Origin of the sequence: Pilimelia columellifera subsp. columellifera (assembly GCF_039532605.1) — a bacterium.
In the GTDB taxonomy this organism is placed as follows: Bacteria; Actinomycetota; Actinomycetes; order Mycobacteriales; family Micromonosporaceae; genus Pilimelia; species Pilimelia columellifera.
Genome location: NZ_BAAARY010000013.1, coordinates 16,904 through 39,239, shown reverse-complemented (window position 1 = coordinate 39,239; position 22,336 = coordinate 16,904). Strand labels below are relative to the sequence as shown.

The 22,336-nt window shown below is 72.5% G+C and carries 20 protein-coding genes; 18 read left to right on the top strand and 2 right to left on the bottom strand.

What is annotated here, in order from left to right:
- Window positions 1-10 precede the first annotated feature (10 nt).
- From carA to ABD287_RS13685, 12 genes are all read left to right on the top strand, one after another.
- On the top strand, window positions 11-1,120 hold the full coding sequence (gene carA, locus ABD287_RS13740) for a glutamine-hydrolyzing carbamoyl-phosphate synthase small subunit (protein ID WP_344172985.1): 1,110 nt from the start codon (window positions 11-13) through the stop codon (window positions 1,118-1,120).
- Window positions 1,113-4,526 carry a carbamoyl-phosphate synthase large subunit gene (gene carB / locus ABD287_RS13735; RefSeq protein ID WP_344172983.1) on the top strand — a complete coding sequence of 1,138 codons (3,414 nt, stop codon included), beginning with the start codon at window positions 1,113-1,115 and terminating at the stop codon, window positions 4,524-4,526. The genes carA and carB overlap by 8 nt, the downstream gene beginning before the upstream one ends.
- Window positions 4,527-4,557: 31 nt before the next feature.
- Window positions 4,558-5,595 carry a quinone-dependent dihydroorotate dehydrogenase gene (locus ABD287_RS13730; protein WP_344172981.1) on the top strand — a complete coding sequence of 346 codons (1,038 nt, stop codon included), beginning with the start codon at window positions 4,558-4,560 and terminating at the stop codon, window positions 5,593-5,595.
- The gene (locus ABD287_RS13725) at window positions 5,592-6,899 is read left to right on the top strand and encodes an adenosylmethionine--8-amino-7-oxononanoate transaminase (protein WP_344172979.1); all 1,308 of its coding nucleotides are present in this window, start codon (window positions 5,592-5,594) and stop codon (window positions 6,897-6,899) included. The genes ABD287_RS13730 and ABD287_RS13725 overlap by 4 nt, the downstream gene beginning before the upstream one ends.
- A gap of 22 nt (window positions 6,900-6,921) precedes the next feature.
- The gene (gene pyrF, locus ABD287_RS13720; protein WP_344172977.1) at window positions 6,922-7,755 is read left to right on the top strand and encodes an orotidine-5'-phosphate decarboxylase; all 834 of its coding nucleotides are present in this window, start codon (window positions 6,922-6,924) and stop codon (window positions 7,753-7,755) included.
- Between the two features lie 181 nt (window positions 7,756-7,936).
- Window positions 7,937-8,254, top strand: coding sequence for an integration host factor, actinobacterial type (gene mihF, locus ABD287_RS13715; RefSeq protein ID WP_344172975.1), 318 nt, complete (start codon window positions 7,937-7,939; stop codon window positions 8,252-8,254).
- Between the two features lie 26 nt (window positions 8,255-8,280).
- On the top strand, window positions 8,281-8,862 hold the full coding sequence (gene gmk / locus ABD287_RS13710; RefSeq protein WP_344172973.1) for a guanylate kinase: 582 nt from the start codon (window positions 8,281-8,283) through the stop codon (window positions 8,860-8,862).
- A 10-nt stretch (window positions 8,863-8,872) separates the two neighbouring features.
- Window positions 8,873-9,136 carry a DNA-directed RNA polymerase subunit omega gene (rpoZ, locus tag ABD287_RS13705; protein WP_344172970.1) on the top strand — a complete coding sequence of 88 codons (264 nt, stop codon included), beginning with the start codon at window positions 8,873-8,875 and terminating at the stop codon, window positions 9,134-9,136.
- A 17-nt stretch (window positions 9,137-9,153) separates the two neighbouring features.
- Window positions 9,154-10,344 carry a bifunctional phosphopantothenoylcysteine decarboxylase/phosphopantothenate--cysteine ligase CoaBC gene (gene coaBC / locus ABD287_RS13700; RefSeq protein ID WP_344172968.1) on the top strand — a complete coding sequence of 397 codons (1,191 nt, stop codon included), beginning with the start codon at window positions 9,154-9,156 and terminating at the stop codon, window positions 10,342-10,344.
- Window positions 10,345-10,537: 193 nt separating this feature from the next.
- On the top strand, window positions 10,538-11,728 hold the full coding sequence (gene metK, locus ABD287_RS13695; protein ID WP_344172966.1) for a methionine adenosyltransferase: 1,191 nt from the start codon (window positions 10,538-10,540) through the stop codon (window positions 11,726-11,728).
- Between the two features lie 48 nt (window positions 11,729-11,776).
- Window positions 11,777-13,720 (top strand): primosomal protein N', encoded by a 1,944-nt coding sequence (locus ABD287_RS13690; RefSeq protein WP_344173146.1) that lies wholly within the window; start codon window positions 11,777-11,779, stop codon window positions 13,718-13,720.
- A gap of 100 nt (window positions 13,721-13,820) precedes the next feature.
- On the top strand, window positions 13,821-14,783 hold the full coding sequence (locus ABD287_RS13685; RefSeq protein ID WP_344172964.1) for a TolB family protein: 963 nt from the start codon (window positions 13,821-13,823) through the stop codon (window positions 14,781-14,783).
- On the opposite strand, the gene ABD287_RS13680 is transcribed toward ABD287_RS13685, so the two are convergent.
- A complete protein-coding gene (locus ABD287_RS13680; protein ID WP_344172962.1) occupies window positions 14,771-15,502 on the bottom strand; it encodes a HEAT repeat domain-containing protein in 732 nt (243 codons plus the stop codon). The genes ABD287_RS13685 and ABD287_RS13680 overlap by 13 nt on opposite strands.
- 145 nt (window positions 15,503-15,647) lie before the next feature.
- Between ABD287_RS13680 and def the strand changes: the two genes are divergently transcribed.
- Genes def through ABD287_RS13665 form a run of 3 tightly spaced genes read left to right on the top strand, consistent with a single transcriptional unit; the run spans window position 15,648 to window position 18,522 of the window.
- On the top strand, window positions 15,648-16,232 hold the full coding sequence (gene def / locus ABD287_RS13675; RefSeq protein ID WP_344172960.1) for a peptide deformylase: 585 nt from the start codon (window positions 15,648-15,650) through the stop codon (window positions 16,230-16,232).
- Window positions 16,229-17,164 carry a methionyl-tRNA formyltransferase gene (gene fmt, locus ABD287_RS13670; protein ID WP_344172958.1) on the top strand — a complete coding sequence of 312 codons (936 nt, stop codon included), beginning with the start codon at window positions 16,229-16,231 and terminating at the stop codon, window positions 17,162-17,164. The genes def and fmt overlap by 4 nt, the downstream gene beginning before the upstream one ends.
- Window positions 17,161-18,522, top strand: coding sequence for an RsmB/NOP family class I SAM-dependent RNA methyltransferase (locus ABD287_RS13665; RefSeq protein WP_344172956.1), 1,362 nt, complete (start codon window positions 17,161-17,163; stop codon window positions 18,520-18,522). Before fmt ends, ABD287_RS13665 begins: the two co-directional genes overlap by 4 nt.
- 70 nt (window positions 18,523-18,592) lie before the next feature.
- Here the strand turns inward: ABD287_RS13665 and ABD287_RS13660 are convergent, their stop codons facing one another.
- A complete protein-coding gene (locus ABD287_RS13660; protein WP_344172954.1) occupies window positions 18,593-19,663 on the bottom strand; it encodes a hypothetical protein in 1,071 nt (356 codons plus the stop codon).
- A gap of 212 nt (window positions 19,664-19,875) precedes the next feature.
- On the opposite strand from ABD287_RS13660, the gene ABD287_RS13655 reads away from it, so the two are divergent.
- The 3 genes from ABD287_RS13655 to ABD287_RS13645 are packed head-to-tail and all read left to right on the top strand — an operon-like array spanning window position 19,876 to window position 22,218.
- Window positions 19,876-20,496 carry a hypothetical protein gene (locus ABD287_RS13655; protein ID WP_344172952.1) on the top strand — a complete coding sequence of 207 codons (621 nt, stop codon included), beginning with the start codon at window positions 19,876-19,878 and terminating at the stop codon, window positions 20,494-20,496.
- Window positions 20,497-20,539: 43 nt separating this feature from the next.
- The gene (gene rpe / locus ABD287_RS13650; RefSeq protein WP_344172950.1) at window positions 20,540-21,214 is read left to right on the top strand and encodes a ribulose-phosphate 3-epimerase; all 675 of its coding nucleotides are present in this window, start codon (window positions 20,540-20,542) and stop codon (window positions 21,212-21,214) included.
- Between the two features lie 50 nt (window positions 21,215-21,264).
- Window positions 21,265-22,218, top strand: a complete 954-nt coding sequence (locus ABD287_RS13645) for a response regulator (protein WP_344173143.1) — start codon at window positions 21,265-21,267, stop codon at window positions 22,216-22,218.
- The last annotated feature ends 118 nt before the right edge of the window (window positions 22,219-22,336 follow it).

The following is a 22,336-nucleotide window of genomic DNA, read 5'->3' as shown; positions in this document are numbered from 1 at the left end:
GGCACAATCAGTGAGTGAGGCGATCCTCGTCCTTGAGGACGGGCGCACCTTCGTCGGCGAGGCGTACGGGGCGGTGGGGGAGACCTTCGGCGAGGCGGTGTTCAACACCGCGATGACCGGCTACCAGGAGACGCTGACCGACCCGTCGTACCACCGTCAGGTGGTGGCGCAGACCGCCCCGCAGATCGGCAACACCGGCGTGAACGCCGAGGACGACGAGTCGGACCGGTTCTGGGTGGCCGGGTACGTCGTGCGCGACCCGTCCCCGCGGGCCTCGAACTGGCGCTCCACCGGCGAGCTGGGCGAGCGCCTGGCTGCCGAGGGCGTGGTCGGCATCAGCGGGATCGACACCCGTGCGCTGACCCGTCGTCTGCGCGAGCGGGGGGCCATGCGGGTGGGGGTGTCCAGCGTGGAGACCGACCCGTTGGCGTTGCTGGAGCGGGTGCGGCAGGCGCCGCCGATGGTCGGCGCCGACCTGTCCGCCGAGGTGACCACCGCGGAGCCGTACACCGTCGAGCCCGACGGCGAGCACCGTTTCACCGTCGCCGCGCTGGACCTGGGCATCAAACGCAACGTCCCACGGCGGTTGGCCGTCCGGGGCGTGCGCACCCATGTGTTGCCGGCCCACTCCACCATCGACGACCTGCTCGCCACCGGCGCCGACGCGGTGTTCCTCTCGCCCGGCCCGGGCGACCCGGCCACCGCCAAGCACCCGGTGAGCCTGGCCCGGGAGGTCATGCGGCGCCGCATTCCGTTGTTCGGCATCTGTTTCGGCAGCCAGATCATGGGTCGCGCGCTCGGCTTCGGGACCTACAAGCTCGGCTACGGCCACCGCGGCATCAACCAGCCGGTGATGGACCGGACCACCGGCAAGGTCGAGGTCACCGCGCACAACCACGGCTTCGCCGTCCGTGCCCCGCTGGACGAGGCGGTGGACACCGAGTTCGGTCGGGTCGAGGTGTCGCACATGTGCCTCAACGACAACGTGGTCGAGGGGCTGCGGGCTCTGGACGTGCCCGCGTTCACCGTCCAGTACCACCCGGAGGCGGCGGCCGGTCCACACGACGCCGACTACCTGTTCGACCGGTTCGCGGCTCTGATTGAGGGTAAAAATGCCTAGGCGCACCGACCTGTCCCACATCCTGGTCATCGGCTCCGGCCCGATCGTCATCGGCCAGGCCTGCGAGTTCGACTACTCCGGCACCCAGGCGTGCCGGGTCCTGCGCGCCGAGGGTCTGCGGGTGTCGTTGGTCAACTCCAACCCTGCGACGATCATGACGGACCCGGAGTTCGCCGACGCCACCTACGTCGAGCCGATCACCCCGGACTTCGTCGAGCTGGTGATCGCCCGGGAGCGCCCCGACGCCATCCTGGCGACCCTGGGCGGGCAGACCGCGCTCAACACCGCGGTCGCCCTGCACGAGTCGGGGGTGCTGGCCAAGTACGGGGTGGAGCTGATCGGCGCCAACATCGACGCGATCCGGCGCGGCGAGGACCGTCAGCTGTTCAAGGACGTCGTCGCCGCTGCCGGCCGCCGGATCGGCCTCACCGGTCCGGCCCGGTCGGACGCTGCGGCGCTGGTGCCACGCAGCCAGGTCTGTCACTCCATGGACGAGGTCCGCGGCGCCGTCGCCGAGCTGGGTCTGCCGGTGGTCATCCGGCCGTCGTTCACCATGGGCGGGCTGGGCTCGGGCATGGCGCACACCGCCGAGGACCTGGAACGGATCGCCGGCGCCGGGCTCGCCGCGTCCCCGACCACCGAGGTGCTCATCGAGGAGAGCGTGCTCGGTTGGAAGGAGTACGAGCTTGAGCTGATGCGCGACCGCAACGACAACGTCGTGGTCGTCTGCTCGATCGAGAACCTCGACCCGATGGGCGTGCACACCGGCGACTCGGTGACCGTCGCCCCGGCGATGACGCTCACCGACCGCGAGTACCAGCAGCTGCGCGACCTGGGCATCGCGGTGCTGCGCGAGGTCGGCGTGGACACCGGCGGCTGCAATATCCAGTTCGCGGTCAACCCGACTGACGGCCGGATCGTGGTCATCGAGATGAACCCGCGGGTCTCGCGCTCCTCGGCGTTGGCGTCCAAGGCGACCGGTTTCCCGATCGCCAAGATCGCCGCGAAGCTGGCCATCGGCTACACCCTCGACGAGATCCCCAACGACATCACCCTCAGGACGCCGGCGGCGTTCGAGCCGGCGCTGGACTACGTGGTCGTCAAGGCCCCGCGGTTCGCCTTCGAGAAGTTCCCCGGCGCCGACGCCGAGCTGACCACGACGATGAAGTCCGTCGGCGAGGCGATGAGCCTGGGCGGCAACTTCGTCGAGGCGCTCAACAAGGCGATGCGCTCGTTGGAGACCAGGGCCGGCGGCTTCTGGACCACCCCGGACCCGGCCGACGCCACGCTGGCCAACACTCTCGATGCGCTGCGGGTCCCGCACGACGGCCGGCTGTACACCGTGGAGCGGGCGCTGCGTCTGGGCGCCACCGTCGAGCAGGTCGCCGAGTTCTCCGGCGGGATCGACCCCTGGTTCCTGGACCAGATCGCCTCGCTGATCGCGCTGCGCGAGCAGATCCTGGCCGCCCCGGTGCTGGACCTGGCGCTGCTGCGCCGGGCCAAGCGGGCCGGGCTGTCGGACCGGCAGCTGGCCGCGTTGCGGCCCGAGTTCGCTGGCGAGGACGGGGTGCGCCGGCTGCGCCACCGCCTCGGGCTGCGGCCGGTCTACAAGACCGTCGACACCTGCGCGGCCGAGTTCGCCGCCAGCACGCCGTACCACTACTCCACCTACGACAGCGAGACCGAGGTGTCGCCGTCGGCCCGGCCGAAGGTGCTCATCCTCGGCTCCGGCCCGAACCGGATCGGTCAGGGCATCGAGTTCGACTACTCGTGCGTGCACGCGGTCATGGCCCTGCGCGACGAGCGGGCCGGCCGGGGCGACAACCGGTACGAGACCGTCATGGTCAACTGCAACCCGGAGACCGTCTCCACCGACTACGACACCGCCGACCGGCTCTACTTCGAGCCGCTGACGTTCGAGGACGTCATCGAGGTGTGGCACGCCGAGGACTCCTCGGGCAAGGCCGCCGGCGGCCCCGGCGTCGTCGGGGTCATCGTGCAACTCGGCGGGCAGACGCCGTTGGGGCTGGCCAAGCGGCTCAAGGCCGCCGGCGCCCCGATCGTCGGCACCTCGCCGGAGTCGATCCATCTGGCCGAGGAGCGGGGCGCGTTCGGCGCGCTGCTGGCCCGCTCCGGGCTGCGCGCCCCCGCACACGGCACCGCGACGAGCTTCGCCGAGGCCAAGGCGATCGCCGACGAGATCGGCTACCCGGTGCTCGTGCGCCCGTCGTACGTGCTCGGCGGACGCGGCATGGAGATCGTCTACGACGAGCCGACCCTGGCCGACTACATCGCCCGCGCCACCGAGGTCTCCCCGGAGCATCCGGTGCTGGTGGACCGGTTCCTCGACGACGCCATCGAGATCGACGTGGACGCCCTCTGCGACGCCACCGGCGAGGTGTACCTCGGCGGGGTGATGGAGCACATCGAGGAGGCCGGCGTCCACTCCGGGGACTCCTCCTGCGCGCTGCCGCCGATCACCCTCGGCGCGACCCACATCAAGCAGGTGCGCTTGTACACCGAGGAGATCGCCCGGGGTATCGGCGTCCGTGGTCTGCTCAATGTCCAGTACGCCCTCAAGGATGACCAGCTCTACGTCCTGGAGGCCAACCCGCGCGCCTCGCGCACCGTCCCGTTCGTCTCCAAGGCCACGGCGGTGCCGCTGGCCAAGGCGGCGGCCCGGGTGATGATGGGCGCGACGATCGCTTCGCTGCGCGCCGAGGGGATGCTGCTGCCGGCGGCCCCCGGGTTCGGCGAGCGCGGCGGCCCCGACGGCGGCGACCTGCCGTCGACCTCCCCGGTGGCGGTCAAGCAGGCGGTGCTGCCGTTCAAGCGGTTCCGCACCCCGGCCGGCAAGGGCGTCGACTCGCTGCTGGGGCCGGAGATGAAGTCGACCGGCGAGGTGATGGGCATCGACGTCGAGTTCGGGCACGCCTTCGCCAAGAGCCAGTCGGCTGCCTACGGGTCGTTGCCGGTCAGCGGCAAGATCTTCGTGTCGATCGCCAACCGGGACAAGCGCGGCATGTTGTGGCCGATCAAGCGCCTGGCCGACCTGGGTTTCGACCTCATCGCCACGACCGGCACCGGCGAGGTGCTGCGCCGGCACGGCGTCGAGTGCGAGATCGTCGGCAAGCACTACGAGGCCGCCGACGGCCGCCACGCGGTGTCGATGATCGCCTCGGGCGAGGTCTGCCTGGTCATCAACACCCCGCAGGGCTCCGGCGCGGCGGCCCGCAGCGACGGCTACGAGATCCGCAGCGCGGCGGTCACCGCCGACATCCCGTGCATCACCACGGTCCCTGGCGTCGCCGCGGCGGTGATGGGCATCGAGGCCCTCATCCGCGGCGACATGAGCGTGCGTCCGCTCCAGGAGCTGCACGCGACGCTGCGCGGCGGCGAACGATGAGCCGGCAGGTCCACAGCCGAGGCGGTAGCCGGTGATCTTCGAGCGGGCCGTGCGGCCGGTGCTGTTCCGGGTCGGCGGCGGCGACGCCGAGACAGCGCACGACTGGACGATGCGCAGGCTGGCCGCCCTGTCCCGGCGTCCGGCGGCGTTGGCGCTGCTGCGCGCCCGGTACGCCTACCGCGCCCCGCGGACGGTGTTCGGGGTGGACTTCCCGAACCCGGTCGGCCTGGCCGCCGGTATGGACAAGAACGGGACGGCCCTGCCGGCCTGGCCGGCTCTGGGGTTCGGCTTCGTGGAGGTCGGCACCGTCACCCGGCACGCCCAGCCGGGCAATCCGCGTCCGCGGATGTTCCGGCTGCGCGACAGCGAGGCCGTCATCAACCGGATGGGCTTCAACAACGCCGGCGCCGCGGCGCTCGCCGATCGGATCGCGGCGCTGCCGCGCCCGATCGGCGTGCCGCTGGGGATCTCCCTCGGCAAGTCGAAGGTCACCCCGCTCGACGAGGCGGTGGGGGACTACCTCGCCTCGTACGACCTGCTGGCCCGGCACGCCGACTACATCGCGGTGAACGTCTCCTCGCCCAACACGCCCGGCCTTCGTGACCTCCAGGACCGAGACCATCTGGACGCCCTGGTGGCGGCCCTGGTGAGCCGGCCGGCCCCGGGGCGGGCGACGCCGCCGCCGGTGCTGGTCAAGATCGCCCCGGACCTGTCGGAGCGGGGGATCGGCGAGGTGCTCCAGGTCTGCGCCGACCGGGGCGTCGCGGGTCTCATCGCCACGAACACGACCGTGTCGCGGGCCGGGCTGGCCGGCGCGGACCAGCGGCTGGCCGGCGAGGCCGGTGGCCTGTCCGGCCGGCCGCTGGCCGCGCGGGCGCAGGAGGTCGTCCGGTTTGTGCACCGGCAGACCGGCGGCGCGTTGCCGATCATCGGCGTCGGCGGGATCGTCGACCCGGACGACGCGTCCCGGCTCTTCGACGCCGGGGCGAGCCTGGCGCAGATCTACTCCGGTCTCATCTACCGTGGGCCGGCGTTGGCGCGGGCGGTGGCCCGCGGATCGTCGCGGTGACCCCGACGGAGCTGTTGCGGCTGGACCGCGCGCACGTCTGGCATCCGTACGCGCCGATGCCAGGTCAGGTCGACCCGTACGTCGTGGAGTCGGCGGCCGGGACGCGCCTGACGCTGGCCGACGGCCGGGAGCTCATCGACGGCATGTCGTCGTGGTGGGCGGCGATCCACGGCTACCGGCACCCGGCGCTGGACGCCGCGGTCGTCGACCAGCTCGGGCGGATGAGTCACGTCATGTTCGGCGGCCTCACCCACGCTCCGGCGGTCGAGCTGTGCCGCCGGCTGGTGGAGCTGACCCCGGACGGCCTGGAACATGTGTTCCTGTGCGACTCCGGCTCGGTGTCCGTCGAGGTCGCGGTCAAGATGGCGTTGCAGCACTGGCGCTCGCGTGGCCGGCCCGAGAAGCGGCGGCTGGCGACCTGGCGCGGCGGCTACCACGGCGACACCTTCCACCCGATGAGCGTCTGCGATCCCGATGGCGGGATGCATCAGCTGTGGCGCGGGGTGCTGCCGAGCCAGTTGTTCGCCCCGCCCCCACCGGACGGCTTCGACGCGCCGGCCGACCCGGCGTATGTGTCCATCGTGGCCGACGCGTTGGGTCGGCACGCGGACGAGCTGGCCGCCGTCATCGTGGAGCCGGTCGTGCAGGGCGCCGGCGGGATGCGTTTTCACAGCCCGGCCTACCTGCGGGAGCTGCGCCGGCTCTGCGACGAGCACGACATTCTGCTCGTCTTCGACGAGATCGCGACCGGGTTCGGGCGCACCGGCGCGCTGTTCGCCGCCGACCACGCGGGAGTCACCCCGGACATCATGTGCCTGGGTAAGGCGCTCACCGGCGGCTACCTGTCGTTGGCGGCGACGCTGTGCGTGCCGGCGGTGGCGGCCGGGATCGCCCAGGGCGAGGTGCCGGTGCTGGCGCACGGGCCGACCTTCATGGGCAACCCGTTGGCCTGCGCGGTCGCGAACGCATCGATCGAGCTGCTCGCCGACGGCGCCTGGCGGGCCGACGTGGCGCGGATCGAGGCATCACTGCGGACGTCGCTGTCGCCGCTGGGCGGCGCGCCGGGCGTGACGGACGTGCGGGTGCTGGGCGCGATCGGCGTGGTGCAGCTGGCGGCCCCGGCGCCGCTCGCGGTGGCCACCGCGGCGGCGGCGGAGGCGGGGGTCTGGCTGCGACCGTTCCGCGACCTGATCTACACGATGCCGTCATACGTCGCTGAGACAGGTGAAATCGAACGTATCGGCGCCGCGATCGGGGCGGCGGCGCGGGCATCCACACAGCATCACCAAGCGGTCGGACATTGATCGAACAGTGAGGAGAGACATCATGGAGCCATTCGGCGCCCGGCTTGTCCGGGCGATGGTCGAGCGGGGTCCGCTGTGCGTGGGGGTTGACCCGCATCCGTCGTTGTTGGCGGCCTGGGGCCTCACGGACAGTGTTGACGGGCTCGCTCGTTTCAGCGACGGGGTCGTGGCGGCGGTCGGGGACCGGGTGGCTGTGATCAAGCCGCAGTCCGCCTTCTTCGAGAAGTACGGATCCCGCGGGATTGCAATACTTGAGTCAACTATCCGACAGTGCCGGGAAGCCGGCGCATTGATTCTTCTCGATGTGAAACGCGGCGACATCGGGTCGACGATGCAGGCATACGCCTCGGCGTACCTCGATCCGTCGAGCCCCCTGGCGGTCGACGCTGTCACTGCCTCGCCGTATCTGGGCGTTGGATCGCTCGCCCCGCTGTTCGCCACCGCGGTCGACCACCACGCCGGCGTCTTCGTGCTCGCGCTCACCTCGAACCCGGAGGGCGCGGGCGTGCAGCACGCCCGCTCCGCCGACGGACGCACTGTCGCGCAGACGGTCGTCGACGAGATTTCCCTGCTCAACGCTGGTGCTACGCCGCTGGGAAGCTTCGGCATCGTGGTTGGCGCGACGATCGGGCGGACCGGGCATGAGTTGGCGAACGTCAATGGTCCGATGCTCGCGCCGGGCCTCGGCGCGCAGGGCGGCGCCCCGGCGGGCCTGCGCGAGGTCTTCGGCGACGACCTGTCCGCCGTGCTCCCGTCCTACTCGCGCGAAGTGCTGGGCGCTGGTCCCGACCCGGGCGCGCTGCGGGCCGCCGCTGAGCGCGCCCGGGACGCCTGCGCGGCCGTCCTGAGGCCGTGACCGGTTGGCGCCGCCGGCTCGGATATTTGTGATCTTGCTCAGGCGACGTTGCTGAAAACGCCGGTGACCGCTAGTTTTCCGTCCCGCTGGCTACCGCGTGCCACACGCGGTCGCAGGCACACCATGTTTCACGACGGCGCCGCCACACTCCGTGACGGCGCGAGGGACCTGAGGAGAACTGGTGCCGCTCCCGACACTGAGCCCCGAGCAGCGCGCCGCTGCGCTGGAGAAGGCCGCGGAGATCCGCAAGGCCCGAGCTGAGCTGAAGGACCAGCTCAAGCAGGGCAAGACCACCCTGGCCGACGTGCTCGAGCGCGCCGAGGCCGACGATGTGGTCGGCAAGCTGAAGGTCTCGGCGGTGCTTCAGGCGCTTCCGGGCATCGGCAAGATCCGTGCCACGCAGATTATGGAGAAGCTCAAGATCGCCGACAGCCGCCGTCTGCGTGGTCTGGGCGACCAGCAGCGCAAGGCGCTGCTGGGGGAGTTCGCTGCGAGCTGACAAACCGCGCCGTGTAGAAACGACGCATGCATGACGACGCGCGCCCGGCAGCCCGACTCACTGTCCTCTCCGGCCCCTCCGGGGTCGGCAAGGACAGTGTGATCGAGCTGATCCGGGCGCGCGCTCCATGGCTACGGCTCTCGGTCTCGGTCACCACCCGCCGCAAGCGCGACTACGAGGTCGACGGCGTCCACTACCACTTCGTGGGCCGCCCCGAGTTCACCCGGCTGATCGAGGGCGACCAGCTTCTCGAATGGGCCGAGTTCGCCGGCAACCTCTACGGCACCCCACGCGCCCAGGTCGAGGGCAACCTTGCCGCCGGCATCTCCACCCTGCTGAAGATCGACCTCCAGGGCGCCCGTCAGGTCCGCGCGTCGATGCCCGGGGCGCAGCTGGTGTTCCTGGCCCCGCCGAGCGTCCAGGAGCTGCGGCGGCGCCTCATCGGCCGCGGCACCGACGACGAGGCGACCATCGCCCGCCGGCTGGCCCACGCCGACGACGAGCTGGCCGCGGAGAAGGAGTTCGACGTGACGATCGTCAACGACTACGTCGAGCGTGCCGCGGACGAGCTGATAACCTTGCTCGGTTCGCCGTCTAATCAGAGCTGAGGACCGCTTCGTGGCCACTATCGCCAACCCCGAGGGCATCACCTCCCCGCCGATCGACGAGCTGCTTGAGAAGACCAACTCCAAGTACGCCCTGGTGATCTTCGCGGCCAAGCGCGCTCGCCAGATCAACGCCTACTACAGCCAGCTCGGCGAGGGTCTGCTCGAGTATGTCGGCCCGCTGGTCGAGACCACCCCGCAGGAGAAGGCGCTGTCCATCGCGCTGCGCGAGATCAACGGCGGTCTGCTCACCGCCGAGCCGACCGGCGAAGTCTGAGCCGACAGCCGCCGTCGATGGGCCCGAGCATCGTGCTGGGTGTAGGCGGCGGCATCGCCGCCTACAAGGCGTGTGAGCTGCTACGGCTGTTCACCGAGTCCGGGCACGACGTGCGGGTGGCGCCGACAGCCGCCGCGCTGCGGTTTGTGGGGGCGCCGACCTGGGAGGCCCTCTCCGGCCACCGGGTCAGCGAGACCGTCTGGCAGGACGTCCACGAGGTGCCGCACGTGCGGCTGGGTCAAACCGCCGATCTCGTGCTCGTCGCCCCCGCCACCGCCGACCTGCTCGCCAGGGCCGCCCACGGACTCGCCGACGACCTGCTCACCACCACCCTGCTCACGGCCAGGTGCCCGGTGGTCTTCGCGCCGGCGATGCACACGGAGATGTGGGAGCACCCGGCCACCGTCGCGAACGTGGCGACGTTGCGGCGACGCGGCGCCTGGGTGATCGAACCGGACTCCGGTCGGTTGACCGGCGCCGACACCGGCAAGGGCCGGCTGCCCGACCCGTCGCAGATCTTCGCGTTCGCGCTGCGGGTGTTGGCCGGCGTGAAGGACGATCTGCGCGGACGTCGGGTGGTGGTCACCGCCGGCGGCACCCGGGAGCCGATCGACCCGGTGCGGTACGTCGGGAACCGCTCGTCGGGCAAGCAGGGGTACGCGTTCGCGGCCGAGGCCGCGGCCCGTGGCGCCGAGGTCACCGTGGTGAGCGCGAACGTGTCGCTGCCGGCGCCGGCCGGTGTCGCGGTGGTGGCGGTGGAGACCACCGGGCAGCTACGGTCGGCGACGCTGGCCGCGGCCGAGGGCGCGGACGTCATCGTGATGGCCGCCGCGCCCGCCGACTACCGCCCCGCCGCCGTCGCGGTCGACAAGATCAAGAAGGCGGATGTGGGCGACGCGCTGACCCTGTCGCTGGTGGCCAATCCCGACATCGCCGCCGAACTCGGGGCGGCCAAACCGCCCGGTCAGATCCTGGTGGCCTTCGCCGCCGAGACCCGCGACACCGCACGGCACGCCCGGGCCAAGCTGGTCGCCAAGCGTGCCGACCTCATCGTCGCCAACGAGGTCGGCGACGGTCGCGGCTTCGCCGTTGACGACAACGCCGTCGTGGTCTACGACGCCCGCGGGGCCGCCGCCGAGATCTCCTCGCGCCCGAAGGCGGAGGTCGCCGCCGCGGTCTGGGACCTCATCGTCAGCCGGATGGCGTAGGCGGGCTGCCGCCGCGACACCCGGAGCGCGTACTCTCGAACAAGCTGCTGGTGGCCGTAGACTTCGCAGCCTCGGTCGTCGTCGGCGACGGGGCCTCGGAGGCGTTCCAACTGCGACCACCAGGGTCTTGGCGCCACGGTGGCCGGCATGTCCTGCGTCGGGGCGGCGCGATGTTTCGGACCTAGGGAGTGCTGTGGTACGCCGGTTTTTCACCTCGGAGTCTGTCACTGAGGGCCACCCGGACAAGATCGCTGACCAGATCAGCGACGGGATTCTCGACGCCCTGCTGACGCAGGACCCGCGTAGCCGGGTCGCCGTCGAGACGCTCATCACCACCGGTCAGGTGCATGTGGCGGGCGAGGTCACCACGTCCGCCTACGCCGATATCCCGACGATCGTCCGCGAGACCATCCTCAACATCGGATACGACTCGTCCAAGAAGGGCTTCGACGGGGCCTCCTGCGGCGTGAGCGTCTCGATCGGGTCCCAGTCGCCGGACATCGCCCAGGGCGTCGACACCGCTATCGAGCAGCGCACCGGCGCCGCCGGCGACCAGCTCGACATCCAGGGCGCCGGCGACCAGGGCATGATGTTCGGGTTCGCCTGCTCCGAGACGCCCGAGCTGATGCCGCTGCCGATCGCGCTGGCACACCGGCTGTCCCGGCGTCTGGCCACGGTCCGCAAGGACGGGACTGTCCCCTACCTGCGGCCTGACGGCAAGACGCAGGTCACCATCGAGTACGACGGCCTGCGGCCGGTCAGGTTGGACACCGTGGTCGTGTCCAGCCAGCACGCCGCCGACATCTCGCTGGAGACGCTGCTGGCGCCGGACGTGCGCGAGCACGTCCTCGGACCGGAGCTCGAGGGCCTCGGTCTGGACACCAACGGCTACCAGTTGCTGGTGAACCCCACCGGTCGTTTCGAGATCGGCGGCCCGATGGGCGACGCCGGCCTTACCGGCCGGAAGATCATTGTGGACACCTACGGCGGCTACGCCCGGCACGGCGGTGGCGCGTTCTCGGGCAAGGACCCTTCGAAGGTCGACCGCTCGGCCGCCTACGCGATGCGCTGGGTCGCCAAGAACGTCGTGGCCGCCGGCCTGGCCGAGCGGTGCGAGGTCCAGGTCGCGTACGCCATCGGCAAGGCCGCCCCGGTCAGCCTGTTCGTCGAGACGTTCGGCACCGAGAACGTGGCCGTCGATCGGATCGAGAAGGCCATCCGTGACGCCTTCGATCTGCGTCCGGCAGCGATCATCCGGGATCTTGACCTGCTGCGCCCGATTTACCAGCAGACCGCCGCCTACGGCCACTTCGGCCGGGAGCTGCCGGACCTGACCTGGGAGCGCACCGACCGGGTCGCCGATCTGAAGTCCGCCGCCGGCTAGTGGGTGGCGCGCGCCGCTGAGCGTTCCGACCGGCAGCCGGCAGACCGGCTGCCGGTCGCGCGTGTCTGTGTCGACATCGGCCTGGCCCACCTCGACCGCCCGTTCGACTACCTCGTGCCGGCCGCCGCCGCCGCGGACGCCCAGCCGGGGGTCCGGGTCCGGGTCCGGTTCGCTGGGAAGTTGGTCGACGGCTGGCTGCTGGAGCGGGTCGCCGCGTCCGACCACCAGGGTCGACTGGCGTTCCTGGAACGCGTCGTCTCCGCCGCGCCGGCGCTCACCGCCGATGTCGCCGGCCTGGCCAGGGCCATCGCCGACCGTTACGGCGGAACGATGGCCGACGTCCTGCGGCTGGCCGTGCCGCCCCGTCACGCCCGAGCAGAGAAGGCGCTGGAAGCGAGCGCCCCGCCGCCACCCGACATCCCACCCACCGTCGGCGCCACCGCGTCCGCGGCGGCGCCGGGATGGCGGCGCTACCCCGCCGGCGGGGCGTTCCTGCGCGCTGTCGCCGCGCGCCGGCCGGCGCGCGGCGTCTGGTCGGCGCTGCCCGGGGAGGACTGGCCGACCCGGCTCGCGGAGCTGGTCGCCGCCGTCGACGGGGGCGCGCTCGTTGTCGTCCCGGACGCCCGTGACCTTGACCGGCTCGATGCCGCCTGCGCCACCGTGCTGGGCGCGGGCCGGCATGTTTGCCTCTCGGCGGCGTCGGGGCCGGCGGCGCGTTACCGCAGCTTCCTGGACGTGCTCCGGGGACACGCGCGGGTCGTCGTCGGCACGCGTGCGGCCATGTTCGCCCCGGTGCCGGACCTGCGTCTGGTGGTGCTGTGGGACGACGGCGACGATCTGCACGCCGAGCCCCGCGCCCCGTACCCGCATGCCCGCGAGGTGTTGCTGACCCGCGCCCAGCGGTCCGACTGCGCCGCCCTGGTCGGCGGGTTCAGCCGCACCGCCGAGGCCCAGCTGCTGGTGGAGACGGGCTGGGCGCAGGACATCGTCGCCGACCGGGCCACCGTCCGGGCGGCGGCGCCGCAGGTGGTCGCGCTGGGGGCCGAGCCGCAGCTGGCCCGCGATCCCGCGGCGGCGACGGCGCGACTGCCCAGCGACGCCTGGAAGGCCGCCGCCGCCGCGCTGCGAACCGGCGCGCCGGTGCTGGCGCAGGTGCCCCGGCGGGGCTACCTGCCGTCGGTCGCCTGCCAGGACTGCCGCGCGCCGGCGCGCTGCGTCCACTGTCAGGGGCCGTTGGAGCTGCGGGTGGCCCGCGGCGCGGCGCTCTGCCGGTGGTGCGGCCGTGGCGAGGTCGGCCACCGTTGCCCGCAGTGCGGCAGCCCTCGGCTGCGCGCCTCGGTCGTGGGCGCCCGGCGGACGGCCGAAGAGCTGGGGCGCGCGTTCCCCGGGGCCGTCGTGCGCACCTCCGGACGCGACGAGATCCTGGACCAGGCGCCGGCGGGCCCCTGCGTGGTCGTGGCGACCCCGGGCGCTGAGCCGCCTGCCCCCGGCGGCTACGGGGCGGTGCTGCTGCTCGATACCTGGGCGCTGTTGGCCCGGGCCGATCTGCGCGCCGCTGAGGAGGCGCTGCGGCGCTGGTCCGCCGCCGCGGCGCTGGCGCGTCCCGCCGCGGCCGGCGGGACGGTGGTGATCGTCGCCGATGCCGCGCTCGCGCCGGTGCAGGCGCTGGTCCGTTGGGATCAGGCGTGGTTCGCCGCCCGGGAGCTGGCTGAGCGACGGGAGCTGGGCTTTCCTCCGGCCGCCCGGATGGCCAGCGTGACCGGCGCCGCCGCCGCCGTCGCGGACCTGCTCCACCAGGCCCGGCTGCCCGAGGGCGCTGAGCTGCTCGGCCCGGTGCCCGCCGGCGCGGATCAGGAGCGGATGCTGATCCGGATCCGCCGCGGCCAGGCTGCGGCGCTGGCGGCGGCGCTGCACGAGGCAGCGGCCGCCCGCAGCGCCCGCAAGGCGCCGCTGCCGGCACGGATTCAGATCGACCCGCTGGAGCTGCTCTGAATCGTGGGCGGCCGCGTTGCCGTTCGGTTTCAGCTCAGGTGCGCGCCGGTGGCGCCGAAGGACACTGGGACGACACAGATCTGGACACCATGGGGGAACGATGCTCCGGACCATCACCTACGGCGTCGCGGTCGCCGCCACCGCGACGGTCACCGCCACCGGGCTCGCCGTGACCGCCGGCGGGGCCACCGCCAACCCGGTGGGCGGCGCCGCGCCCACACTCGCCACGACCGTCGCCTACGTGCGCTCGGGGGACGTCTACACCAGCGCCGGTCCCACCGAGCGTCGGATCACCTTCGACGGGCAGCACCGTCGCCCGCGCTGGTCCCCGGACCGCAAGCGGATCGCGGTGCTCCGCGGCGTCCAGCTGTTCGTCATGAACGCCGATGGCAGCGCCAAGCGGCTGGCGACGTCGATGCCGGCCGCCGGGGCGGCCTGGTCGCCGGACGGCCGGCAGCTGGCGTTCGCCTCCCGCGGGTGTATCGGCGGTCCCGGTGTCTACCGCGTCGGCGTGACCGCCGGCGGCCAGGCGGCCACGCCGACGCCGCTGTTCCCGGCCGAGTGCCGCACCCGGCCGATCCCGCCGGCGCCGCCGGCCGCGCCGCCGGCCGGCCCCCTCCATGAGCGGCTCCGGGTCGACGACGCTGTCGCCTGGTCCCCGGACGGCGCCAGGATCGCGTTCCGGGGCGGCGACTGCGAGGGCATCTTCGACGACTGTCTCAGCCTCGGCGACCTCGCCACCGGGGCCGAGCGCCCGCTGGCAGCCTTCGGCGGCGGGGGCCAGGCGGACGGCTTCGCGGTCGTTCCCGCGTTCCGTCCGGACGGTCGCGCGTTGAGCTGGACCGGCTTCGTTGACGGCGAGCACCCGATCGGCGTGCAGACCCACGACCTGACGAGCGGCGCCACCCGGTGGCACGGCGCTCCCGGCGACCGCGAGGGCGTCTACGTCGCTGACCACCGGATGTTGGTCAGCGGCACGCACCGGGGCGGAACCTGGGTGCTGATCCTGAACACCCGCACCGGCACGCGCACCCCGTTGCGGCCAGGCTCTCAGCCGAGCTGACCGTCCGGCCCCGGGCCGGGCGGGACCGGCGTCGTCCCCGGCGGCGGCGCGTCGTCGTCTTCCCTGACCCAGTCGCCGCCCAGCGCGACCAGCCGCTTCGCCTCTTCGACGGCCACGTCGAAGCCTGCGTCCGGATCGCGCAGGAGCAGCACCGTGGCGTGGGCGTGCGCCTGCGCCCTGGGGTCCCGGCCCACGGCGCCCGGATGCAGGGCCGGCACGATGACCTCACCGAGGTCGACCAGCGCCCGGCTCAGGCTCAGCTGCACGTTCCGGTCGCCGCGACCGAGATGGGTGGCCAGCTCCGCGGCCAGCGTCGCCTCCTCCCCTTCGGGGACGAGGACGACAGCGGCCCGCCAGGCGGTCCGCGCGACGTCGTCATCGGCGTCGTCCAGCAGCGACCGGGTGATCGCAGGGTATGCGTTCCGGTTCCTGAGCTTGGACAGCGAGTGCAGCGCCTGGCTGCGCGCCTGCGCTCGTTCGGACTTGAGCTCGGCGAGGAGTCTGGGCAGCGTGACCTCCTGCGGGAGCCGCGTCAGCGCCCAGGTGAGCATGTCGCGTACGAAGAAGTCGGGCTCGACCGCGCACCGCTCCACCAGCACGTCGACGGTGTCGGGGTCGGGGCGCGTGCCGACCGCCAGGGCCGCCTGGAGCCGGGTGGAGGACGCCTCGGCGCTCAAGGCGGCCACCGCGTGGCTGAGCCGGTTCTGATTCGGGTTCATGGGCGCATCCTCCACGACCTGGGTGTCCTCGCGCCGCCCCGCCGGGTGACCGTCTCCACCGTGTGCCGCCGCCGGCCCGCTGAGCTGCCCGACGCGCTCCGTAGACTGGGTGGCCCCGCACGTCGTGAGTTCGAGGAGCGCGCCTGTGACCGTCCAGCCCATCCGCCTGTTCGGCGATCCTGTGCTGCGCACCGCGGCCGAGCCGGTCGTGGACTTCGACAAGGAGCTGCGCAAGCTCGTCAAGGATCTCACCGACACGATGCTGGAGGAGGGCGGCGCGGGTCTGGCCGCCCCGCAGCTCGGGGTGGGGCTGCGGGTGTTCGCCTTCGACGTCGATGACGTCGTCGGGTATCTGGTGAACCCGGTGCTGAGCTTCCCCGACGAGGAGGAGCAGGACGGTCCGGAGGGCTGCCTGTCGATCCCCGGGCTGTACTTCGACACCAAGCGTCGGCTGAACGTGGCCGCCAAGGGCTTCAACGCCTACGGCGACCCGGTCCAGATCGTCGGCACCGGGCTGATGTCCCGCTGCGTTCAGCACGAGACCGACCACCTCGACGGGGTCCTGTTCGTGGACCGGCTCGACGCCCAGGCGCGCAAGGAAGCCATGAAGGCCATCCGGCAGGCCGACTGGTACGACGAGGGCGCCCCGCCGACGGTCAAGCTCAGCCCGCACGTGCCCGGCGGCGCGCTGCTGCCTTCGGCCGGCGACCCGTTCGGGCTGGGCCGGTGAGCGGGCTCCGACTAGTTTTCGCCGGCACGCCGGCGGTCGCGCTGGCGTCGCTGGCGGCGCTGGCCGCGTCGGCGCACGAGATCGTGGCGGTCGTGACCCGCCCGGACGCCGCGGCCGGTCGCGGCCGCCGGATGGTCCGCTCCGCGGTGGGCGCGTGGGCGGACGAGCGTGGCATCGAGGTGTTGACGCCCGCCCGGCCAGCCGAGCCGCAGTTCCTGGAGCGCCTCGCCGCGCTCGCCCCGGACTGCGTCCCGGTCGTCGCCTACGGCGCGCTGGTCCCCCCGGCGGCGTTGGCGGTCCCGCGCCGCGGCTGGATCAATGTGCACTTCTCGCTGTTGCCCGCCTGGCGCGGCGCGGCGCCGGCGCAGCACGCCATCCTGCACGGTGACGAGGTCACCGGCGCGACGGTCTTCGAGCTGGACAAGGGCCTGGACACCGGGCCGGTCTACGGCACGGTCGTGGAGCCGGTGCGGCCGACCGACACGGCCGGCGACCTGCTGGAACGGTTGTCGCACACTGGAGCGACCCTGCTGGTCAAAGTGCTGGACGCGATCGCCGCCGACGGCGTCGACGCCTTCCCGCAGCCCGCCGACGGCGTCTCGCTGGCCCCGAAGATCACCTCCGCGGACGCCCGGATCAGGTGGTCGGACCCGGCGTTCGCGGTGGACCGACGGATCCGGGCCTGCTCGCCGGCGCCGGGCGCCTGGACGACGTTCCGTGAGGACCGCCTGAAGCTCGGCCCGGCACGTGTCGTCGCCGACGGGCCGCCGTTGGCGCCGGGGGATCTGCTGGTCGAGCGGGACCGGGTTCTGGTAGGCGCCGGTTCCGGCGCGGTTGAGCTGGGCGAGGTGCGGGCGGCGGGAAAGCGGCCCATGTCCGCCATTGATTGGGCCCGCGGCGTGCGTGTCCAGGGGTCGGAGCGGTTGACATGAAGAACGAGCAGGACAAGGCCCGTCGGGTCGCCTACGAGGCGGTCGCCGCGGTGCACCGTGATGACGCCTATGCGAATCTGGTGCTGCCGCTCATCCAGCGCGACTGGGGTCTCTACGGCCGCGACGCGGCATTTGCCACTGAGCTGACCTACGGCACCCTGCGCGCGCTGGGGGCGGTGGACGCTATCCTCGCCGTCGCGGCAGACCGGCCCGTCGACCGGATCGACCCGCAGGCCCGGGACGCTATGCGGCTGGGCGCCTACCAGGCCCTGTACACCCGGGTGCCGCCGCACGCGACGGTGTCGTCCACGGTCGATCTGGTGCGCGATGTCGCCCCGGGCGCGGCGGGCTTCGCCAACGCGGTGCTCCGCCGGGTCGTTGAGCAGGATCTGGAGACCTGGCTCAAGCAGGTCGCCCCGGACGAGGCCACCGACCGGGTGGGCCACCTGGCGGTGGCGCACTCGCATCCGGAATGGGTGGTGCGGGCCTTCGCTGACGCTCTCGGCGGCGACCTGGACGAGACAGCCCGGCTGCTTGTCGAGGACAACGAGCGGCCCGAGGTGCACCTGTGCGCCCGGCCGGGCCTCATCGACCCCGACGAGCTGGCTGAGCAGACCGGTGGGGCGCCGGGGGCGTTCTCCCCGTACGCGGTGTATCTGCCCGGCGGCGCCCCGGGCGACTTCCCGGCGATCCAGCACGGTCTGGCGCACGTGCAGGACGAGGGCTCGCAGTTGGTGGCGTCGGCGCTCGTCGACGCCGCGATCGACGGACCGGACGCCCGATGGCTGGACCTGTGCGCCGGCCCGGGCGGCAAGGCCGGTCTGCTGGGAGCGATCGCGGCCGGTCGCGGCGCGCACCTGACCGCGATCGAGTCGGTGCCGCACCGGGCCCGGCTGGTGGAGCGGACGACCCGGGGCCTGCCGGTGGAGGTCCGTCACGCCGATGGGCGCGAGGTCGGTCTGGAGTTCGCCGAAGGATGGTTCGACCGGGTTCTCGTCGACGCCCCGTGCACCGGCCTCGGATCGCTGCGCCGGCGGCCGGAGGCGCGGTGGCGGCGCCAGCCGTCGGACCTGCCGCCGTTGACCAAACTCCAGCGGGAGTTGCTCGCTGCCGGCCTGAGGGCGGTGCGTCCAGGCGGCGTGGTCGGTTATGTCACCTGCTCGCCGCATCTGGTCGAGACGCAGGTGACGGTCAGCGAGACCGCCCGGCGCAGCGGCCTGGGCGTGGAGCTGGTGGACGCCCGTCCGCTGCTGCCGGCCGGGATGCCCGGCCTGGGCAGCGGCCCGAGCGTCCAGTTGTGGCCGCACCGCCACGGCACCGATGCGATGTTCCTGGCCCTGCTGCGCCGCATGGACTGACTCGCGGTCCGGAGGACCTGCCCTCGTGACGCCGTGGATGTGGTCCGGCCAATGCTTGGCTGGTCGGCGGTCAGTGCCGGCGTGGGCGGCGGACCAGTCTGCCGTTGAGCTGGTCGGCCGTCCGGGTGATCCAGTCCCCGGCGGCGGCCAGCGCGTCTGTCACCTGACTGGGCAGCGCGGCCAGGGCGTCAGCGCCGGCCCCGGCGGGACCACCGGCGCCGGGTCGCGCCCCGGGTCGGGGTAGTCCGGCGGCGACGCCGAGGCGCTCCTGCCACGGGCCGAGGCGCTCCCGCAGCCGTCCGAGCACTACCATGATCATGTTCGCTGCGGCCGGCGGACGTCCGTGGCGGCCGCGGACGCCGCCGGGCCCGAACTGACGGCGGTAGTACAGGTTGAGCAGCAGCGCGAGACCGACCAGGAGCAACAGCGCCCCGGCGCCGAAGCCGAGCGTCGGCAGGGACGAGCTGGCGGGCGTGGCGTTTGTCGCGTCGCCCACCGGCGCCGGCAGGCTGACCTCGGGACCGTCGGGCAGCGCGTCATCGATGTCGCCGGTGTCGGTGGGCTCCGGGTCGGGGGTGTCGGTGGGCGTCGGGTCGGGGCTTCCGGTCGGCGGCGGGGTCGTCGGCGGCGCCTGCCGGGCCCGAACCCCGACGGTGACGGCGGCGCTGTCCAGAATCCGACCCTGGGCGCTCAGCGCCGTCATCGTGAACCGGACCCGGCCCGCCGCGGCGCCGCCGACGGCCCCGACCACATATGTGCCGGTGACGTTGCGACCCATGCAGAGGGCGCCCTCGTCGAACTCGGTGTCGACGGCCTGAATGCGGTCGCCCCTGCGCCTGAGATCGACATCGAGGCGTTTGCCGTTCTCCTCGCGGGTGATCCGCAGATCGTCGACATCCACGCCGACCGCGTCGCCGGACAGCGCCCAGCGCACGCGCTGACAGCCGAGCGGGAACAGGCCGCGACGCACCGCGGTCGCCGTGATCGCCGCGCCGGCCCGACCCGCGGTGACCGTCGTGGGGGCGTCCACGATCTGCACCCGCACGTTGTCGGCACGCGCGGCTGCGGCCGCTGGCGCGGGGGTGGGGAGAACGAGCGTCGCGGCCGCTGTCGCGGCGCAGGCCAGACGGGTCCGCCACACGGTCGCACCACCACCGCTCGCTCGCTCGGACGTCCTGTCGGCAACGCTAGGCGCGGCGTGGCCCGGCGAACAGACGACGTTGTGTCATCTTTCGCGGATGACGACGCGGTGTCTGACGTCAAGTGGTGAACCGATGGCTGTCCGTAAGTCGCAGTGGTGGGGCCATGTCGATCTCGTCGGTGACCGTCCGGGTGAGCACGTAGCCTGCGCGGGTGGGCGTGTGGGAGGTCGTCGGCTGGGCCGGCTCGGCGTTGGTGGTGTGGTCGCTGCTCCAGGCGCGCATCCTGCGACTACGCGCCTACAACCTGATCGGCGGGCTGCTTCTGGTGGCCTTCAACGCCGCGGTGTCGCTCTGGTCGATGGTCGCCCTGAACGTCGCCTTGTCGGCGATCAACGTCTGGCACCTGTGGCGCCTGCTGTCGTCCCGGCACGACAGCGCGGTCTACGGCGTCGTCGAGGTGGGTGTCGGCGATCCGTTCCTTGGCCACCTGCTGACCGTGCACGCCCCCGACATCCAGCGGTTCAACCCCGGGTTCCGGATCGGCGCAACGGTCAGCGACAGGACGGCGTTCCTGATCGTGCGCCGCGACGAGACGGTCGGTGTGATGGTGGTGCGCGACCTCGGCGACGGCGTCGCCCAGGTGGAGCTGGACTACGTCACGCCCCGGTTCCGCGACTTCACCCCGGGGGAGTTCGTCTTCCGTCGGAGCCGGCTGCTGACCGAGCGGGGCTTCCGCCGCGTCCTCACCCCGCCCGGCATGGTCTCGCCCTACTACGAGCGGCTGGGATTCGCCCCCGCCGGAGACCGCTTCGCGTTGGATCTGGCCATCTAAGCCGGCGGCGCCGCGGCGCTCGCGAATCCGTACACTGGCCGCCGTGAACCCAGCAGAGCTTGTGGTGGCGCCGAGCATTCTCGCGGCCGATTTCGCCTACCTCGCGGACGCCGCCCGTGCGGTGGAAGGCGTCGCCGATTGGCTTCACGTCGACGTCATGGACAACCATTTCGTTCCGAACCTCACCATCGGCCTGCCGGTGGTGCGCAGCCTTCTCCAGGCCACGGCGATACCCTTCGATATCCACCTCATGATCACCGACCCGCGGCGGTGGGCGCCGGAGTACGCCGAGGCAGGGGCCTACAACGTCACCTTCCACGCCGAGGCGTGCGACGACCCAGTGGCGTTGGCCAAGGACCTGCGCGCCGCCGGCAGCAGGGCTGGCCTGGCGATCGACCGGGACACCCCGATCGAGCCGTACCTGGACCTGTTGCCGCACCTGGACACCCTGCTCATCATGACCATCAAGGCCGGATTCGGCGGCCAGAGGTTCATGCCGGAGCTGCTGTCGAAGGTCCGGGCGGCCCGCCAGCGGGTCGCCGCCGAAGGGCTCCAGATCCGGATCGAGGTCGACGGCGGCATCGCCGACGACACGATCGCCCAGGCGGCCGAGGCCGGCGCGGACGCCTTCGTCGCCGGCACCGCCGTCTACGGCGTCCCGGACGCCGCTGAGGCGGTCCGCCGGCTGCGCGCCCTGGCCGAGGGAGCGCAGCGCTGACGTCGCCCGACCGGGGCGGGCTTGGCGACCGTGAGGGGGGAACGGTGGCCATGGATCCGGGGCAGCCCCGGCAGGACACGATTCTCGTGGTCGACGACGATCCCGACATCTCGCGTTTCGTCGAGGTCAATCTCCGGCTGCACGGCTTCGAGGTCGCCGTGGCCCGTGACGGCCAGGAAGCGCTCGACCTGATCGAGGCCCGTCGCCCCGACCTGGCCCTGGTCGATGTCATGATGCCCCGGGTCGACGGCCTGGAGCTGACCCGCCGCCTGCGCGCCAACCCGCTCACCACGGCGCTGCCCATCATCATGTTGACGGCCAAGGGCATGACCGTGGACAAGGTCGTCGGCCTCACCGCCGGCGCCGACGACTACCTCGTCAAGCCCTTCGACACCCTGGAGCTCATCGCCCGGGTGCGTTCCACGCTGCGGCGCAACCAGGAGTTTCGCGAGGTGTCACCGCTGACCGGGCTGCCGGGCAACACCCGCATCCAGCGCGAGGTGGCCGACCGGGTCCGCTCCGGGGCCGACTTCGCCATCGCCTACATCGACATCGACCGGTTCAAGAGCGTCAACGACATGTACGGCTTCGTGCGCGGTGACGAGTTCATCTCGGCGCTGGCCCGCAGCGTTCAGGGAGCGGCGGTGGCCGCCAGCCCCCCGATGCCGTTCCTGGGGCACATCGGCGGCGACGACTTCGTCATTATCTGCACCCCGCCGCAGGTGCTGCCGCTGCTCCGCCAGGTGGTGATCGATTTCGAGGCGGCGGCCGACCAGCTCTATGACCCCGTCGACTCCCGGCGCGGCTATGTCGAGATCACCGATCGACGGGGCCAGGCGCACCGGGCCGCCCTGGTGACCCTGTCCATCGGCGTCGCCCAGTCCACCCCCCAGCGGCGCTTCCCCGACGCCCGGCAGGTGATCGCGGTGGCCTCGGAGATGAAGTCGGTGGCCAAGAGCCAGCCCGGCTCGTACATCGCGATCGACCGAAGGAAGGTCGCCTGACCGGCGGCCCGTGGCGCGTGCCGGTGTGACGTAGCTCCCGGCGGGTTGCCGCCGGGCCCGGGCGTGCAACACTGGTCGGTACCCACCACGCGCTGGCGGGACTCGGTGAAATTCCGAA